Genomic DNA, 16,245 nt, shown 5'->3' with positions numbered 1-16,245 from the left:
AGCCGCTTTGCGGCTCTTTTTTTATGGCTGACCGTCAGCCAGACGTCTTTTACCGGCATAGAGCCAGCCTGCGCCCAGCACAATAAACCACAGCGGCGTGACGATCAGCGCTTCACGGGTATCCGCTTCCAGCGTCAGCAGTACCAGTACGAAAGCAAAGAAGACCATGCAAACCCAGCACATCAATTTGCCCAGCGGCATTTTGTAGCTCGATTTTTCGTGCAGATGCGGACGCTGTTTACGGTAGACCAGGTACGAACAGAGAATGATCGTCCAGACAAACATAAACAAAATGGCCGATACGGTAGTGATCATGGTGAACGCGGCAATCGCGCTCGGGTTCACGTAGAGCATCACCACGCCGCCCAGCAGGCAGATACAGGAGAAGGTCAGCCCTTTTGCCGGCACCGCGCGTTTAGAGAGTGAAGCGAACGCTTTCGGCGCCATCTTCTCCTGTGCAAGACCAAACAGCATACGGCTGGTCGAGAAGACGCCGCTGTTCGCCGACGACGCGGCAGAAGTCAGCACCACAAAGTTGATGATGCTCGCGGCCGCCGGAATACCGACCAGCATAAACAGTTCCACAAACGGGCTTTTATCCGGGACGACCGAGCTCCACGGCGTCACTGACATAATGATGATCAGCGCGAAGACATAGAACATGATAATGCGCAGCGGAATGGAGTTAATCGCGCGTGGCAGGGATTTCTCCGGATCTTTGGTTTCTGCCGCTGTTGTGCCGACCAGCTCGATCCCAACAAAGGCAAAGACGGCGATCTGGAAACCGGCGAAGAAACCGCTGATGCCTTTCGGGAACCAACCGCCGTCATTCCACAGGTGTGCGAACGAGGCTTCAACGCCCGTCGGCGATTTGAAGTGCATCAATACCATCACCACGCCCACAATAATCAGCGCGACAATGGCAACGATTTTGATCATCGCAAACCAGAATTCCATCTCGCCGAACATTTTTACCGTCGCGAGGTTGAGGCTCAGCAGCAGTAATACCACCGCCAGCGCGGCGACCCAGTCGGCAATGCCCGGAAACCAGAATTGCGCGTAGGCGGTGATCGCCACTACGTCCGCCATCCCGGTCACCACCCAGCAGAACCAGTAGGTCCAGCCGGTAAAGTACCCCGCCCACGGTCCCAGCAGATCGGCGGCGAAGTCGCTAAATGATTTATATTCGAGGTTCGACAGCAGCAACTCACCCATTGCGCGCATCACGAAAAACAGCATAAAGCCGATGATCATATAAACAAAAATGATCGACGGACCTGCGAGGCTGATGGTTTTGCCGGAGCCCATAAACAGCCCGGTGCCGATAGCGCCGCCGATCGCAATAAGCTGTATATGCCGGTTTGTGAGATTTCGCCGCAGCGACTGTTCAGCCGGAGCCTGTTCGTCGGCTGCGACTTTAACCTGATCTACCATGTTTTAATCCTGTCTGTGTTGTTGGGCTCTTCTGGCCTTTTATTGCGTGTTCCGTCCTTTATGGACGCATCGATATTAGGTAAGAATCGGCGGGATGGATACTCTGAATTAAATCGAATGTTAAATATTTGTTGAAAGTGAGTGTCATATCACTTAGTTAATGCGAAACGCCTCACAAAAATACACCTGAATGCATAGTTTGCAAGATAATATATCGACATTGATCTTATTAACGAACGATCGACGCACTCTTCTCACCCCTCCCTCCAAAAAGAGAGAGGGATTTATGCGGGGAATTACAGAATTTCCAGCAGTTCCACCTCAAATACCAGGGTGCTGAATGGCGGAATAGATGCGCCAGCGCCACGTTCGCCATAAGCGAGGTTGTGCGGGATAGTCAGTTCCCATTTGGAGCCGACCGGCATCAGCGTCAGGGCTTCGATCCAGCCAGCGATAACGCCGTTAACCGGGAATTCAGCCGGTTCGCCGCGCGCGACGGAGCTGTCGAATACGCTACCGTCGATCAGTTTACCGGTGTAGTGCACGCGAACACGGTCGGTGCGCGCCGGGATTGCGCCTTCGCCCTGAGTGATCACGCGGAACTGCAAACCGGATTCGGTGCTGTTCACGCCTTCACGTTCGCGGTTCTCTTCAAGATATTTCACGCCTTCCGCCGCCATCTCTTCAAAACGGGAGCGACGCACGGCGTCGGCACGTTCATGGATTTCACGCAGGGCGCGATGTACAACGTCAACCGGTACAGCAGGTTGTTTGCCTGCCAGCGCGTCCGCGATGCCCGCGACCAGCGCTTCCGGTAACAGCCCCTCTAACCCGGATTCGCTAAGCTGCTGTCCGACCTGTAAACCGATGCCATAGCTGGCTTGCGCTTCGATCGTGTCAAAAGTTGGGGTTGTCATGGGTTTTCCTTCCATCGCTTTTTAAGGTAGCGCGCAGCATAACAGCCGGGCTGCGCCGGGTACAACTTTGTCGCAGGAAAGATGACAAATCGCAGGGAAAGGGAAAGAATAGAGTCCGTAAGATAAATCTAATATTGCTGTAGCAAAATCCGACTTTGTGCTGACGATCAGAGAGTTAAAAACGATGGACGCCGCCCCGGAAGGATAAAGTGTATATACTCAACGAGACAGGACTTTAAATGACGCGGAGCAGGAGGAAAGCCATGCCCGGGCGATTTGAACTGAAACCTACCCTGGTGAAAATCTGGCAAGCCCCGGACCATTTTCGCCTTATGGACCCGCTCCCGCCGTTTCACCGTCGTGGTTTGATCCTAGCCGCATTGCTGGTGGTTATCGGCTTTCTGCTACCGTCAACGGACGATACGACGCCGGTTCCCGCCTCACGCGAAGCGCAAATTCAGTTGCCTTCATCCACTGCCACTCAGCCTGTCGCCCCTGCGCAAACGCCGCCAGCGGTGGTGAACGATCCGCAACAGGTCGCCCCTGGCGCTGAAGAGTCGCTCGAACAGCAGCAACCAGAACAACAGCCGCTGCAGCAGCAAGAAGCCCCGGTGGCGCAAAGCCGTCCGACGATCCCCTCTTCCGGCGGCATTGAACAACAGTGGCGATCTTATCGTGTGGAAGAAGGGAAAACGCTGGCGCAACTGTTCCGCGATCATAATCTGCCGCCCACCGATGTTTACGCGATGGCGAAAGTGGAAGGTGACGGGAAACCGCTGAGCAGCCTGAAAAACGGCCAGATGGTGAAGATTCGCCAGAATGCTAACGGCGTTGTAACCGGATTAACCATTGATGCTAACGGCCAGCAAGTGCTGTTTACCCGCCAGCCGGACGGCAGCTTTATTCGCGCACGTTAACCGATAACGCCGGATAAGCGCTTATCCGGCACATTTCGTTCTGGTCGCGCTAAAAAGCAAAACGCCGGCACAAGGCCGGCGTCTCATTCCCCGTCGTATTTCGCGTTGCAGATGCATTGGCTTATTTGCTTACCCTGATCACTGAGTTAACTCAGCTTCCGGGGATTCACTCACTTGCCGCCTTTCTGCAAGCCCGAACGACTTAAGGGCATCGTTTATGAGTAAAAATTACTCAGCAACAACGTTTACAGTCAGTTTAGCGAATACTTCGCTGTGAACCTGGAAGTCCACTTCGTGCTCACCGGTGGTACGCAGAACGCCGTTCGGCAGACGAACTTCGCTCTTAGCCACTTTAACGCCAGCCGCAGTGACTGCGTCAGCGATATCGCGAGTACCGATGGAACCGAACAGTTTACCTTCGTCGCCTGCTTTAGACGCGATGGTAACGGTGCCCAGTGCGTTGATTTCTTCAGCGCGAGCGTTAGCAGCAGCCAGAACGTCAGCCAGTTTGGCTTCCAGTTCAGCGCGACGTGCTTCGAAATATTCAACGTTTTTCTTGGTAGCAGGAACAGCTTTACCCTGCGGTACCAGGAAGTTACGAGCGTAACCCGCTTTAACGTTAACCTGATCACCCAGGCTACCCAGGTTTGCTACTTTATCAAGCAGAATAACTTGCATTACCTTATCCTCTCAAAGTCGTATTAATGGACCGTGACCGATTACTGATGACGATCAGTGTACGGCAGCAGGGACAGGTAGCGAGCGCGTTTGATAGCGCGTGCCAGCTGACGCTGATATTTTGCACGGGTACCGGTGATACGGCTCGGGACAATCTTACCGCTTTCGGTGATGTAGTTTTTCAGCGTAGCGGTGTCTTTATAGTCGATCTCTTGAACGCCTTCCGCGGTGAAACGGCAGAACTTGCGACGACGGAAATAACGTGCCATATGGCTAGTCTCCAGAATCTATCAATTCAATCTGCTCGGCATGCAGAACCATTTTTGTCAGGCCATTCTTTGCCTTGTGGCAACTGATGAATCCCTGAACAGTTACTGCACTACCGACCGTTATACTTTGAGTAATGGCCTGGTTCTCCTGCCCGCTGATTATTACAGGCATTTGGCACCACGCCTGCCGGTGAAAACCGGCTTCCTCCTGCACAGAACGGTGCTCAAGCACGAACTGGCAGTGAGGAATTCCTGACGGGCTGACCTTACGAAGCGGGGTCCTGCACACGGTGCCGGACAACACCAGTCGATTGGCCATCAGAAATTACTCTTCAGAATCCCCAGCATCTGCATCATCTGCGGTTTCGTTTGCGAAATCATCGCGACGCTCACGGCGCTCGTCTTTCGCTTTAACCATCGGAGATGCTTCGGTAACCGCGTGTTTAGTACGCATTACCATGCTACGGATAACGGCGTCGTTGAAGCGGAAGCTTGTTTCCAGCTCATCGATCACTTCCTGCGGCGCTTCAACGTTCAGCAGAACGTAGTGAGCTTTGTGCAGTTTGTTGATCGGGTAAGCCAGCTGACGGCGGCCCCAGTCTTCCAGACGGTGGATCGTGCCTTGCGCACCGGTGATAGCACCAGTGTAACGCTCGATCATGCCCGGAACCTGTTCGCTCTGGTCAGGATGGACCATAAAAACGATTTCGTAATGACGCATCGAATTGCTCCTTACGGATTATTCAGCCTCCTGTCTGGGTCAGCCGTGGCCCGGGGAGGCAAGGAACGTGTTAAAGGTCGGCTGAAAAATTGACGCGTCATAATACTGATCCCACCGGGCAAACTCAAGGTGAATTGCACAAATAATTCGCACTAAGCGCAAAGAGAACTCCCCTGCACGCATTAAAATTAAACAAAACGCATTCCGGCAATTTTTTGAACGACAGCATCAGAAATGGTCGCGATACGTTTTATAACAACCGCGTAAACTTTAATCAGGCCTCAAAACAAAGGAGGAGAAATGTTCAAAACATAATATTCGGCGTTATATTGGAGAGTAACATCATGAAATACATCGCAATTTTACTAACAACCTTATTGCTCAGCCTCAACGCGACGGCAGCAATAAAACTCGACAACCGGCAAGCCCGGAACATGGATGATGTGCGCAGCTTAGGCGTTATCTACATCAATCATAACTTCGCCAGCGAACAGGAAGCCGACCAGGCTTTGAATGCCGCAACCGACGCACAAAACGCCACCTACTTTCACCCAATCCTGACACACGAGCCAGGCAGCAACGGCGCTCTGCACGCCAGCGCGGATATCTACCGCTAACCGAATCAGGCTAAGTTTCCCTTGCGCTGCGGCCCCGGATTGGGGCCGCGCTCAGAAGTGAGAATAATTTTCTTTCGGATCTTATCAAATACCCTACCGGCAGGTTTAATAAGAGCTTTTCAGCGTTATGGAAAGTACGCGGGGAAGCCATGTTCACACGTTTTTCGACACTCAGCCGTATACCCAAAGGCGTTTGGGTTCTGGGCGGCGTCAGTATGCTGATGGATATCTCATCAGAAATGATCCACAGCCTGCTGCCACTGTTTATGGCGACGACGCTCGGCGCCAGCGTGGTGATCATCGGCCTGATCGAAGGGCTGGCGGAAGCCACCGCGCTGATGGTGAAGGTCTTCTCCGGCGCGATCAGCGACTATATTGGCAAACGTAAAGGACTGGCGCTGCTGGGCTATGGCATGGGCGCGCTGAGTAAGCCATTGTTTGCGCTGGCTACTTCAGCCGGTATGGCATTCGGCGCGCGAATGATAGACCGGCTCGGCAAAGGTATTCGCGGTGCGCCGCGCGATGCACTGGTCGCTGATGTAACGCCTGCGGAAATTCGCGGTGCGGCTTTCGGTTTACGCCAGTCGCTGGATACTGTTGGCGCGTTTCTCGGGCCGCTGCTGGCCGTCGCTTTTATGCTGCTGTGGAACGATGATTTCCAGACTGTATTCTGGATTGCGCTGATCCCCGGCGTACTGGCCGTTGCGCTGCTGTTTTTCGGCCTGCAGGAACCGCAAACGCCGGTCACGCACAAACGCACGAATCCTATCCGCCGGGAAAACTTAACGCGCCTGGGCAAAGCGTACTGGTGGGTGGTGGCGCTTGGCTTTGTCTTTACCCTCGCCCGTTTCAGTGAGGCGTTCCTGGTGCTGCGCGCGCAGCAGATGGAGATTCCGCTGGCGACCATTCCACTGGTAATGGTAGCGATGAATCTGGTCTACTCGGTCAGTGCTTATCCGTTCGGTAAACTGTCGGATCGCATCAGCCATCGCCATTTGCTGCAACTGGGTCTGCTGGTGCTGATTCTGGCGGATATCGCGCTGGCGCTCAGCCAGCACTGGAGCATCATGCTGCTCGGCGTCGCGCTGTGGGGCGTACACATGGGAATGACGCAAGGTTTGCTGGCGACCATGGTTGCAGATACCGCTCCGGCGGAACTGCGCGGTACCGCCTTCGGCATGTTCAATCTGATTAGCGGCGTCGCGCTGCTGCTGGCAAGCCTTGGCGCCGGGATCTTATGGGAAACCCACGGCGCGGCATCCACATTCTGGGCCGGCGCCATTATTTGCGTGGTGGCGCTGTGCGGCATGCGCCTTCAGAGATAACGGCGGAAAAAATCCGTTGTGGCTTCCAGCGCCAGCGGCGTGATGCGATGCGTCACGCCCGTTTCCCACTGATAAGTGAGATGCGCATCCAGCCCCGCATCCTGCAACGCCTGCTGTAAACGGAAAGATTCGGCAGCGGGCACTACATCATCCTGCTCACCGTGCCACAGTAGCAGCGGACGATCGGCAACACGCGCCAGTTGATGGCTGACCTCCCACTGCGCCAGCGGCGCCAGAATGGTTTCAAACTCGCGCTGTTGCTCTGCGGTGGTCACTTCCAGCGGTGGAAAAAGCGTATGCGCCAGCGAAGAGAAATAGCCGGAACCCATCAGGCTGGCCACGCAGCGCACTTCCGGATGTACGGTCATAATCCCCAGCGCCGTCATCCCGCCCATCGACGCGCCGCCGACCGCCAGCCGCTGATTATCAATAAGCGACTGGCTCTCCAGCGCGTCGCGCAACGCGGAGAACTCTTCAATATTGCCCTGTAAAATTTGCCAGAACTGGCGCAAGCGCCGCTCCGCATCACCGCTAAAACGTGCGCCATGATCCGGTGCATCGGGCATGATCACGCGAAAACCCGCCTGCGCCAGCGCGACGGCAAAATAGCTGTAGACCAGTTTTGACGAGGTAAAACCATGATAAAACACCACGCTGGGCAGGGGTTCATCACGTTTTCCCGCCGGAAAAGCATGCAGTGCTTCCACGCCGGCAAAGTGTTCTGTTTGCAGTTCGATCATCACACGCTCCTTGATTTCTTGTGCTGGTATGCCATTGGCAACCCCTCGACGCAAGTCAGAATTCGCAATAGCATCAGGTAAGGTTGAGATATAGATTACGCTTTCAAACCACTTTCATTCGAAATTAGTGCTCACGGTAACAATTTGGGAACATTCCCCCAAAGTGGATCACGTCAGGAACTACACTATGGCTATCAGGAGAGATGAGAAACCCATGCGCATCTTGCTATCGGTTCTGTTTGCCGCCTTGCTTAGCGGCTGTTCTGTGTTAGAGGGTACACCGCAGCCTGCCCCGCCGGTGAGCGATCATCCGCAGGAGATCAGCCGCAACCAAACGCACGGTCTACAAAAAACAGGCGAGGTAAGCGTAACAGTACTGGGTTCTCCCATGGACGTGGAAGCCGCGATTAAGGCCAAAGCAGCCACAGCAAAAGCCGATTATTACGTCATTATTATGATGGATGACTCCATTATTCCGTCCCGTTGGTTCGGACGTGCGTTGTTATATCGGCGATAGCGAGGCATTGATTTTCAGGATATTTACACTGCTTTGCGTCCATTGATGTTCTCCTGGGCACAATTGGATTAATGGAATCCGTTGCGCGAAAGGAAGCCCTGCAATATTTCGGGGTAACGTAAAATGGAGCTGACAATGAAACGATCTCTTGCCGTAAACTCACTGTTGCTTTCTACAGGAATGCTTAATACAACAGCGCAGCCCGCAGAGTTCGCCAGCGCTGACTGCGTGACGGGACTGAACGAAATCGGGCTGATTTCCGTCAATAATGTCTCAGGGAGCCTACAGGATGTGGAGCGTGTTATCGCGTTAAAAGCAGACGAACAGGGAGCTTCCTGGTATCGCATTGTACGAATGCAGGAAGATCAACGAGTTGACAACTGGCGGGTGCAGGCCATCTTGTACGCCTGAGCCGCTAAACAAAGCCACCTGATTTGGTGGCTTTTTTATTTCCCTGCAATCATTAAGACTATGTTAATGTAAAGATATCTCAATGTAACATTTTGTTACATTGACGCACTAAATGTTATTCGATTTGTGCCGTTGAAGGTGCTTCATACACAGAACAACGGACAAATTATGCGCGCCTTTTTATCCCGCGCCGGTCTCGGTGCTAAATTGTCACTTCTGACTGGCGCAAGCGTGGCAACGCTATTCCTCCTTTTTACTTTTCTGATGAGCAATAAAGCCAGCCAACAACTGGAAACGCTGGCCATGGAAGACCTGCACAATCAGTCCACCGGCGTGGTGGATATGGTTGAAATGTTCAACAGTAGCCTCAGCGAAGAGGTGGAAAGTTACACGCGCTTGTTCAGCAGTTTCCTGCCGCAACCGCTGACGGTCGATCCGCAACAGCGCCGCGAAATTAACGGCATTGATGTTCCGCTATTGAAAGGCGGCGATACCGAACTGCACAACAACAATGCCATTCCCGATGATTTTCTAAATCGCACCGGCGCGATCGCCACGCTGTTTGTACGCAGCGGCGATGACTTCGTCCGCGTGGCCACCTCGCTGCGCAAAGAGAATGGCGATCGTGCGATTGGCACCCGGCTGGACAACGCCAGCCCGGCTTTCGCCCCGGTAATGAAAGGCGAGGTTTATCGCGGCCTGGCGCTGCTGTTCGGCAAGCGCTACATCACCCAGTATCAACCGGTGAAAGACGCCAGCGGCAATACCATCGCCATCCTGTTTGTCGGCATTGATATCTCCCGCTCGTGGCAGATCATGCGCAGCAAGATCCTCGGCCGTAAGCTGGGGGAAAGCGGCCATTTCTTTGTGATCGATCGTAATGCAGGCAAGAACTACGGCAGCTACCTGTTCCATGATTCCGAGGAAGGCAAACGCCCGCAGTGGGATGAAAAGGATTTGCAAACGCTGCTCAAAACCAGCAGCGGCACGCTGGCCCGCACCCATGCCGATGGCCGCACAATGTTGATGTCTTACACCGCATTACCCGGCTGGAACTGGACCGTGGTTGGTGAAGTGGACAAAGAGGTGCTGTTGCAGGACGTCAACCGCATGCGCAACCTGTTCCTGCTGGCTGGCGTAGTGGTTTCCCTGCTGTTTGCCGCGCTGTTTGTGGTGATTATTCGCCGCTGGCTCACCCGTCCGCTGCGCCAGGTGATCGATCTGGCGCAACGCTATGCCGCCGGGGATCTGCGTGCCACCCTTAGCGTTGATCGTCAGGATGAAGTCGGCCAGTTGATCGCCGCGATCAACGGCATTGGCGATGGGCTGCACACCATTGTGCTGCAGGTGCGCGAATCCGCAGCGGAAATAAACCTTGGCACCACTGCGCTGGCTTCCGACAGCAGCGAAATCAGCGAACAGATCAACAAGCAGGCCAGCAGCGTGGAAGAGACGTCCGCCAGCATGGAGCAACTGGCCGCCACCGTGCAGCAAAATGCCGCCAATATGGAACAGACGCAAAACCTGGTGAATGACACCGCCGATGCCGTGCAAAAAGGCGGCGAAACCGTGGATCACTCGGTGGCAACCATGGAAGATATTCGCGCAGCCTCGCAGCGTATCGCTGATATCACTCATGTGATTGAATCCATTGCTTTCCAGACCAACATTCTGGCGCTGAACGCGGCGGTTGAAGCTGCCCGCGCAGGTGAACACGGTAAAGGTTTTGCCGTAGTCGCCCAGGAAGTCCGCGCGCTGGCTGCACGCAGTGCTAACGCGGTGAAGGAGATCGAAGCGCTGATTGGCGACACGCTGAAGAAAGTGGGCGAAGGCCACGCTCAGTCGGAAGCGACGCGAGTGGCGATGCAATCGATCATCCGCCATATGAGCGATATCAACAACTTAGTCCATGAGATTAACCATGCATCCCGTGAGCAGTCGGCGGGAATCAACCAGGTCAATCTGGCAATGACGCACATTGGCGATGCCACGCATATCAACGCCGGACGCGTATCGCAAAGCGAAGAAACCGCCCGCACATTGCGGGAAAAAGGGGCGCATCTGACAGAGCTGGTCAGCCTGTTCCGCTTAAAAATGGATTAACGTCACTGCCCGCAGCACAGAGAGTCACAGGTCAGATTTCATCTGTTTATCTGTTCTTTTTGTGCTGCGGGCCATCGTTTTATAAGGATTTACCTGGATCCCACTCTGTTTAGCGCTCGTCAGCAAAAAGCCATTATTATTTTCACCGACAATTTATAGTTAAAAAACAGCCAGAAAACTCATTGTCTTAAAATAATTATCACCATTGAAAAGAGAAAAAAAGAAAACCGGTAGAGATAAATATATTTAGCATGCAGAAAATCCTCATCTCATTCTCATGAAATATTATTAAAATCACCGTATTTCAGCACCACACATTCCTTCCCGAAATGCTATCCCGCGTGTCTGCGCACGAACACATACACAATAATTATATTTTATGGCGAATAGCCATTAATGAATTTTCACTATTTTGACAATCAAATTTGCATCTCCTATTGTTCGGCGGTAATGGCATACCCGCAAAATATATGGACATCCTATGAGACCCCTTTTTATTCGCACTGGCCTCGGTGCCAAATTGTCACTCCTGACTGGCATCAGCGTTGCTGTGCTTTTCCTCCTGTTTACTTTTTTGATGAGCAATAAAGCCAGCCAGTTACAGGAAACGCTGGCGATGGAAGATCTGCGTAACCAGACCACCGGCGTGGTGAGTATGGTAGAAATGTTCAACAGCAGTATTAGCGAAGAGGTGGAAAGCTACACGCGTTTGTTCAGCAGCTTCCTGCCGCAACCGCTGGCGGTCGATCCGCAACTGCGTCGCGAAATTAGCGGCATTGATGTCCCACTGTTCAAAGGCGGCGACATTGAGCTGCACAACAACAACGCCATCGCGGATGACTTTCTGAAGCGTACCGGCGCGATCGCCACGATATTCGTGCGTAGCGGCAGTGACTTCGTCCGCGTAGCCACCTCGCTGCGTAAAGAGGATGGCGAGCGCGCGATTGGCACCCGCCTGGAAAAAACCAGCCCGGCTTTCACCTCAATCATGAAAGGCGAGGTTTACCGCGGCCAGGCGTTGCTGTTCGGCAAACGCTACATCACTCAGTATCAACCGGTGAAGGATGCCAGCGGCAATATCATCGCCATCCTGTTTGTCGGCGTCGATATCTCCCGCTCCTGGGATGTAATGCGCAGCAAAATCCTCGAAAACAAGCTGGGCGACAGCGGCCGCATTTTCGTACTCGATCGCAATGAGGGTGATGATTACGGTAGCTACCTGTTCCATGACACCGAGGAAGGCAAGCGTCCGCAATGGGATGAAAACGATCTGCAAACGTTGCTGAAAAACAGCGAAGGCACGCTGGAACGTGAAAGTGAAGATGGCCGTACACTGCTGATGTCGTACACCACGCTGCCCGGCTGGAACTGGAGCGTAATTGGCGAAGTGGATAAAGACGTTCTGTTACAGGATGTCACCTTTATGCGCAACCTGTTCCTGCTGGCAGGCGTAGTCATCTCCCTGCTGTTTGCCGCCATGTTCGTGGTGATTATTCGCCGCTGGCTGACCCGCCCGCTGCGTAGCGTTATCGAGCTGGCCCAGCGTTATGCCGCCGGGGATCTCCGCGCCACGCTCGCAGTCGATCGCCAGGATGAAGTCGGCCAGTTAATCACCGCCATTAACGGCATTGGCGATGGTCTGCACACCATTGTGTTGCAGGTGCGCGAATCCGCAGCGGAAATAAACCTTGGCACCAATGCGCTGGCTTCCGACAGCAGTGAGATCAGTGAGCAGATCAACAAGCAGGCCAGCAGCGTGGAAGAGACGTCCGCCAGCATGGAGCAACTGGCCGCCACCGTGCAGCAAAATGCTGCCAACATGGAACAAACGCAAAGCCTGGTGAATGACACCACCGATGTGGTGCAAAAAGGCGGCGAGACCGTCGCCCTTTCCGTCACGACGATGGAAGATATTCGCACCGCCTCGCAGCGGATTGCCGATATCACCCATGTTATTGAATCCATTGCCTTCCAGACCAATATCCTGGCGCTGAATGCGGCGGTGGAAGCCGCCCGCGCAGGCGAAAACGGGAAAGGTTTTGCGGTGGTCGCGCAGGAAGTTCGCGCGCTGGCGTCACGCTGTGCCAATGCGGTGAAGGAGATCGAAGTGCTGGTTGGCGACACGCAGAAGAAAGTGGGCGAAGGTCATGCTCAGTCGGAAGCGACGCAGGTGGCGATGCAATCGATCATCCACCATATGAGCCATATCAACCAGTTGGTCGGCGAAATCAACCACGCTTCGCGCGAGCAGTCGGCGGGGATCAATCAGGTCAATCTGGCGATGACGCACATCGGCGATGCCACCAATGTCAACGCCGGGCGGGTGTCGCATAGCGAAGAAACCGCCCAGGCGCTGCGGGAAAAAGGCGCTAACCTGACCCGTCTGGTGAGCCAGTTCCGCCTTAAAGTGGATTAATTTGCCCCACCCGTGGCGCGGAGCAGCAGGTCGTCCTGAATCTGGACGGCCAGCGGCGACGAACCACGGGTATCGAGCATCACCTGGCACCAGGCTTGCGCCATCGGCGGTGATGCGTGGCGCAACATTTGCGCTCCGCATCCCAACAGAAAGAGCTGCCGGGTGATGGCTCTACCCTGCGTTTCATTCGGTTTATGCAGTTGCGGCTGCAACTGCCGCCAGGCGCGATCGAAATGGCGATCCTGGCCTTTCACCGCGCCAAACTCCTCGGCCAGCAGCGCTATCACACCTGATTGCTTGCTCAACACGCGCAGCACATCCAGGCACATCACATTGCCGGATCCTTCCCAGATGCTATTCACCGGCATTTCACGATACAGGCGCGGCAGCTCATTATCTTCGCAGTAGCCAATCCCGCCGAGCACCTCCATCGCTTCCGCAACAAAAGGTATGCCCGCCTTGCAGACGGCAAATTTCGCCGCCGGGGTAAATAACCGCGCCCATAGCGCTTCCTGCGCATCAGCGCGGAGATCCCAGGCGCGCGCCAGACGAAACAGAAACGCGGTTTGCCCTTCCAGTTGCAGCGCCATACGGCTAAGAACGTCGCGCATCAATGGCTGATCGACCAGATTTTTGCCAAAAGCCTGCCGGTGGTGCGCATGGTACAGCGCCACCGAAAAAGCGCGCCGCATCAAACCGTGGCTGCCCAGTGCGCAATCAAAACGTGTCAGGCCGCCCATCTTCAGAATTTGCCGTACACCGTCGCCCTCTTCCCCCAGCAACCAGCCGCTGGCATCGCAAAATTCCGCTTCGCTGCTGGCATTTGAACGGTTGCCGAGCTTGTCTTTCAGCCGCTCCAGCCGTACGCCGTTGCGCTGACCGTCGGGCAAAAAGCGCGGCACAAAGAAGCAGGAGAGGCCGCCGGGAGCCTGCGCCAGCACCAGATGTGCATCGCTCTGCGGTACGGAGAAGAACCATTTATGTCCCACCAGCCGGTACACATCGCCGCTTTTTTCCGCGCGGGTGGTATTGCTCAGCACATCGGAACCGCCCTGTTTTTCCGTCATCCCCATGCCGATCAGCAGACCGCGCTTCTGATTGCCAGGCGCCATATGCGGATCGTAACGATCGCTGAGTAACGGTTTAAACCAGTCGTGAAAAAGCTTCGGCAACGCCTGTTGCAACAGCGGCGTGGCGGCAAACGTCATGGTGATGGGGCACAGCGTGCCGGATTCGACCTGCGCATGCAGGATAAAGCGCGCGGCGCGAGCGACAAACGCGCCAACACGCGCGTCTTCTTCCCACGCCAGATTGTGAACCCGGTTGGCGCACAATCCCTGCATCAATAAATGCCAGGCCGGGTGAAAACGCACGTCGTCGAGCCGCTGGCCTGCGGGATCATAACGTAACAATTCTGGCGGATTGGCATTCGCCAGCCGCCCCAGTTCCAGTGATTCCGCCGTTCCCAGCTGCTGCCCGATGCTGGCAAGGAACTCGGCGTCCCACGCCGCGCCCTCGCGCATGACGGCGTCATACAGCGCGCGGTCGGAAAGAAATAAGTTGCTGTTATTCAGAGGAACAGGTTGGTTGAAAACCGTATGAGTCTGCCAGTGCATGGTGTCTCCCTCCTTCATGGGCACTGAAGATAAGTATGGACAGCGCACCTCAATGCTGCACGGGAACAGGCTCACAAGGCCGCGATCTTGCAATGCTCATTCGTGAAACGGCTCACATAATATAAGAATAATATATTTCGCCATCGATGTTCGTGGTGAATAATTTATTCTCACCTTGCAGAAGAGAATAATGATGCCGGCACCTCACGTTGCACCCAATGCGCATAAGCGCGCTTTAATGGCAGGCTCGATTGGCAACTTTATCGAGTGGTATGAATTCGCGGTTTACGGTTTCCTCGCTACCGTCATCGCCAAAAATTTCTTTCAGCTCTCGGGGGAAACGGGGCTGACCAGCTTAATCCTCACCTACGCCTCGTTTGCCATCGCCTTTTTCTTCCGCCCGCTGGGTGCCATGGTGTTCGGGCGTATCGGCGATCGTATCGGCCGCAAACCGACGCTGATTATCGTACTGGTGATGATGACGCTCGCCACTGCCGCGATCGGTCTCGTTCCGGTGTATGCCAGCATCGGCCTCGCCGCGCCGCTCATCATCACCGGTTTGCGAATTTTGCAGGGCTTATTTGCCGGTGGGGAGTACGGCGGCGCGGTGTCGCTGATGACGGAGTTCGCGCCGCGCGGCAAACGCGGGCTGTATGGCGCATGGCAATCTTTTACCGTCGCGTTAGGGCTGCTGGCTGGCGCAGGCATTGTGGCGCTGCTTTCCGCGCTGCTGACGCCAGACGCGCTGCATGACTGGGGCTGGCGCATCCCCTTTTTCCTCGCGTTGCCGATGGGCATCGTCGCGCTGTGGTTACGGGTCAGCATGGAAGAGACGCCGAGCTTCGTGCAACAGCAAGAACAACCGGTTGCCGAACGGGCGCACTTCGCCGATACGCTAAAAGCCATTGTCATGGGGATTGGCCGGGTGATGGTGTGGTCTGCCGCCGGTTACACCTATCTGGTGATCATGCCCGCGTATTTGCAGTCGGCGCTACATACCGGTTTTAACCAGGCGCTGCTGATTGCGGTGATCTCCAATATTGGCTTTGCATTAACTATTATTCCGTCCGGCATGTTGAGCGACCGCATCGGACGGCGCGCCGTGATGGTGCTTGCCACCGCGCTGCTGTTAATTCTGGCGCTGCCGCTGCTGAACCTTTTGCAGGCGGAATCCAGCACCTTAGCGATAAAAGCGCTGGTGGTGCTGGTTGCCGGTGGTCTGGTCGGCATGCTGGCCGGGCCAGGCCCGGCAATGCTGGCAGAGATGTTCCCCACGCGCGTACGTTATACCGGGCTGGGCCTGGCCTATTCACTGTCGAATGCGCTCTTTTCCGGTTGTGCGGGGTTAATTATCACCGGCCTTATCAAAGAGACCGGCAATGTCGATATCCCGGCGTACTACGTGATGGCGACCGCCGTGGTGAGTATGGTGGCGCTGATGACACTCAACAAAAACGATCATTTGCGTTCGCTGGAAGAGTGAAGCATCCCGGTGGCATGGCGCTACCGGGCTTGGGTTTATCCGGCGATATAACGCGGCACAAACCGCGAAGTATCTTTGGAG

General features: G+C 54.9%; 16 protein-coding genes. 8 read left to right on the top strand and 8 right to left on the bottom strand.

Going from position 1 to position 16,245, the window contains the following annotated elements; translation table 11 throughout:
• Positions 1 to 21: 21 nt before the first annotated feature.
• Positions 22 to 1,434 (bottom strand): D-serine/D-alanine/glycine transporter, encoded by a 1,413-nt coding sequence (gene cycA, locus C0557_RS01235; RefSeq protein ID WP_208657220.1) that lies wholly within the window; start codon positions 1,432 to 1,434, stop codon positions 22 to 24.
• Between the two features lie 296 nt (positions 1,435 to 1,730).
• Positions 1,731 to 2,351 (bottom strand): FKBP-type peptidyl-prolyl cis-trans isomerase, encoded by a 621-nt coding sequence (fklB, locus tag C0557_RS01230; protein WP_007372773.1) that lies wholly within the window; start codon positions 2,349 to 2,351, stop codon positions 1,731 to 1,733.
• 263 nt (positions 2,352 to 2,614) lie between these two features.
• On the opposite strand from fklB, the gene C0557_RS01225 reads away from it, so the two are divergent.
• Positions 2,615 to 3,268 carry a LysM-like peptidoglycan-binding domain-containing protein gene (locus tag C0557_RS01225; RefSeq protein WP_208657219.1) on the top strand — a complete coding sequence of 218 codons (654 nt, stop codon included), beginning with the start codon at positions 2,615 to 2,617 and terminating at the stop codon, positions 3,266 to 3,268.
• A gap of 228 nt (positions 3,269 to 3,496) precedes the next feature.
• On the opposite strand, the gene rplI is transcribed toward C0557_RS01225, so the two are convergent.
• Genes rplI through rpsF form a run of 4 tightly spaced genes read right to left on the bottom strand, consistent with a single transcriptional unit; the run spans position 3,497 to position 4,936 of the window.
• Positions 3,497 to 3,946 carry a 50S ribosomal protein L9 gene (rplI, locus tag C0557_RS01220; RefSeq protein ID WP_074774232.1) on the bottom strand — a complete coding sequence of 150 codons (450 nt, stop codon included), beginning with the start codon at positions 3,944 to 3,946 and terminating at the stop codon, positions 3,497 to 3,499.
• Between the two features lie 41 nt (positions 3,947 to 3,987).
• Positions 3,988 to 4,215 carry a 30S ribosomal protein S18 gene (gene rpsR, locus C0557_RS01215; RefSeq protein WP_074774229.1) on the bottom strand — a complete coding sequence of 76 codons (228 nt, stop codon included), beginning with the start codon at positions 4,213 to 4,215 and terminating at the stop codon, positions 3,988 to 3,990.
• A gap of 4 nt (positions 4,216 to 4,219) precedes the next feature.
• Positions 4,220 to 4,534, bottom strand: coding sequence for a primosomal replication protein N (priB, locus tag C0557_RS01210; RefSeq protein WP_035886983.1), 315 nt, complete (start codon positions 4,532 to 4,534; stop codon positions 4,220 to 4,222).
• 6 nt (positions 4,535 to 4,540) lie between these two features.
• Entirely contained in the window at positions 4,541 to 4,936 is a 396-nt protein-coding gene (gene rpsF, locus C0557_RS01205) for a 30S ribosomal protein S6 (RefSeq protein WP_007372769.1), read from the bottom strand.
• A 344-nt stretch (positions 4,937 to 5,280) separates the two neighbouring features.
• Between rpsF and yjfY the strand changes: the two genes are divergently transcribed.
• Positions 5,281 to 5,553, top strand: coding sequence for a DUF1471 family protein YjfY (yjfY, locus tag C0557_RS01200; RefSeq protein WP_074775135.1), 273 nt, complete (start codon positions 5,281 to 5,283; stop codon positions 5,551 to 5,553).
• 149 nt (positions 5,554 to 5,702) lie between these two features.
• Positions 5,703 to 6,878 (top strand): MFS transporter, encoded by a 1,176-nt coding sequence (locus tag C0557_RS01195; RefSeq protein ID WP_208657218.1) that lies wholly within the window; start codon positions 5,703 to 5,705, stop codon positions 6,876 to 6,878.
• Here C0557_RS01195 and yjfP read toward each other — a convergent pair.
• A complete protein-coding gene (yjfP, locus tag C0557_RS01190) occupies positions 6,869 to 7,618 on the bottom strand; it encodes an esterase (RefSeq protein ID WP_208657217.1) in 750 nt (249 codons plus the stop codon). The genes C0557_RS01195 and yjfP overlap by 10 nt on opposite strands.
• 187 nt (positions 7,619 to 7,805) lie before the next feature.
• Here yjfP and bsmA point away from each other — a divergent pair, with 187 nt between their 5' ends.
• From bsmA to C0557_RS01170, 4 genes are all read left to right on the top strand, one after another.
• Positions 7,806 to 8,135: a biofilm peroxide resistance protein BsmA gene (gene bsmA, locus C0557_RS01185; RefSeq protein WP_208657216.1), complete on the top strand. Its 330-nt coding sequence runs from the start codon at positions 7,806 to 7,808 to the stop codon at positions 8,133 to 8,135.
• 123 nt (positions 8,136 to 8,258) lie between these two features.
• On the top strand, positions 8,259 to 8,546 hold the full coding sequence (gene yjfN, locus C0557_RS01180) for a DUF1471 family protease activator YjfN (protein ID WP_007372763.1): 288 nt from the start codon (positions 8,259 to 8,261) through the stop codon (positions 8,544 to 8,546).
• A 168-nt stretch (positions 8,547 to 8,714) separates the two neighbouring features.
• Complete coding sequence (locus C0557_RS01175) at positions 8,715 to 10,649, top strand: methyl-accepting chemotaxis protein (RefSeq protein ID WP_208657215.1); 1,935 nt, start codon at positions 8,715 to 8,717, stop codon at positions 10,647 to 10,649.
• Between the two features lie 481 nt (positions 10,650 to 11,130).
• Positions 11,131 to 13,065, top strand: a complete 1,935-nt coding sequence (locus C0557_RS01170) for a methyl-accepting chemotaxis protein (protein WP_208657214.1) — start codon at positions 11,131 to 11,133, stop codon at positions 13,063 to 13,065.
• Here the strand turns inward: C0557_RS01170 and C0557_RS01165 are convergent.
• Positions 13,062 to 14,681, bottom strand: coding sequence for an isovaleryl-CoA dehydrogenase (locus C0557_RS01165; RefSeq protein WP_208657213.1), 1,620 nt, complete (start codon positions 14,679 to 14,681; stop codon positions 13,062 to 13,064). The genes C0557_RS01170 and C0557_RS01165 overlap by 4 nt on opposite strands.
• A 193-nt stretch (positions 14,682 to 14,874) precedes the next feature.
• Here C0557_RS01165 and C0557_RS01160 point away from each other — a divergent pair, with 193 nt between their 5' ends.
• Complete coding sequence (locus tag C0557_RS01160; protein WP_208662751.1) at positions 14,875 to 16,164, top strand: MFS transporter; 1,290 nt, start codon at positions 14,875 to 14,877, stop codon at positions 16,162 to 16,164.
• Positions 16,165 to 16,245 lie beyond the last annotated feature (81 nt).

The sequence above is a fragment of the Kosakonia sp. MUSA4 genome (assembly GCF_013085925.1).
Classification (GTDB): domain Bacteria; phylum Pseudomonadota; class Gammaproteobacteria; order Enterobacterales; family Enterobacteriaceae; genus Kosakonia; species Kosakonia sacchari_B.
The sequence above is the reverse complement of the archived record's forward strand: the minus strand, read 5'-3'. Positions and strand labels throughout refer to the sequence as shown.

What these genes read in the sequence shown, in the direction of transcription:
- cycA (WP_208657220.1), bottom strand. Translation starts at nt 1,434, where the DNA reads ATGGTAGATCAGGTTAAAGTCGCAGCCGACGAACAGGCTCCGGCTGAA.
- fklB (WP_007372773.1), bottom strand. Translation starts at nt 2,351, where the DNA reads ATGACAACCCCAACTTTTGACACGATCGAAGCGCAAGCCAGCTATGGC.
- C0557_RS01225 (WP_208657219.1), top strand. Translation starts at nt 2,615, where the DNA reads ATGCCCGGGCGATTTGAACTGAAACCTACCCTGGTGAAAATCTGGCAA.
- rplI (WP_074774232.1), bottom strand. Translation starts at nt 3,946, where the DNA reads ATGCAAGTTATTCTGCTTGATAAAGTAGCAAACCTGGGTAGCCTGGGT.
- rpsR (WP_074774229.1), bottom strand. Translation starts at nt 4,215, where the DNA reads ATGGCACGTTATTTCCGTCGTCGCAAGTTCTGCCGTTTCACCGCGGAA.
- priB (WP_035886983.1), bottom strand. Translation starts at nt 4,534, where the DNA reads ATGGCCAATCGACTGGTGTTGTCCGGCACCGTGTGCAGGACCCCGCTT.
- rpsF (WP_007372769.1), bottom strand. Translation starts at nt 4,936, where the DNA reads ATGCGTCATTACGAAATCGTTTTTATGGTCCATCCTGACCAGAGCGAA.
- yjfY (WP_074775135.1), top strand. Translation starts at nt 5,281, where the DNA reads ATGAAATACATCGCAATTTTACTAACAACCTTATTGCTCAGCCTCAAC.
- C0557_RS01195 (WP_208657218.1), top strand. Translation starts at nt 5,703, where the DNA reads ATGTTCACACGTTTTTCGACACTCAGCCGTATACCCAAAGGCGTTTGG.
- yjfP (WP_208657217.1), bottom strand. Translation starts at nt 7,618, where the DNA reads ATGATCGAACTGCAAACAGAACACTTTGCCGGCGTGGAAGCACTGCAT.
- bsmA (WP_208657216.1), top strand. Translation starts at nt 7,806, where the DNA reads ATGGCTATCAGGAGAGATGAGAAACCCATGCGCATCTTGCTATCGGTT.
- yjfN (WP_007372763.1), top strand. Translation starts at nt 8,259, where the DNA reads ATGGAGCTGACAATGAAACGATCTCTTGCCGTAAACTCACTGTTGCTT.
- C0557_RS01175 (WP_208657215.1), top strand. Translation starts at nt 8,715, where the DNA reads ATGCGCGCCTTTTTATCCCGCGCCGGTCTCGGTGCTAAATTGTCACTT.
- C0557_RS01170 (WP_208657214.1), top strand. Translation starts at nt 11,131, where the DNA reads ATGAGACCCCTTTTTATTCGCACTGGCCTCGGTGCCAAATTGTCACTC.
- C0557_RS01165 (WP_208657213.1), bottom strand. Translation starts at nt 14,681, where the DNA reads ATGCACTGGCAGACTCATACGGTTTTCAACCAACCTGTTCCTCTGAAT.
- C0557_RS01160 (WP_208662751.1), top strand. Translation starts at nt 14,875, where the DNA reads ATGCCGGCACCTCACGTTGCACCCAATGCGCATAAGCGCGCTTTAATG.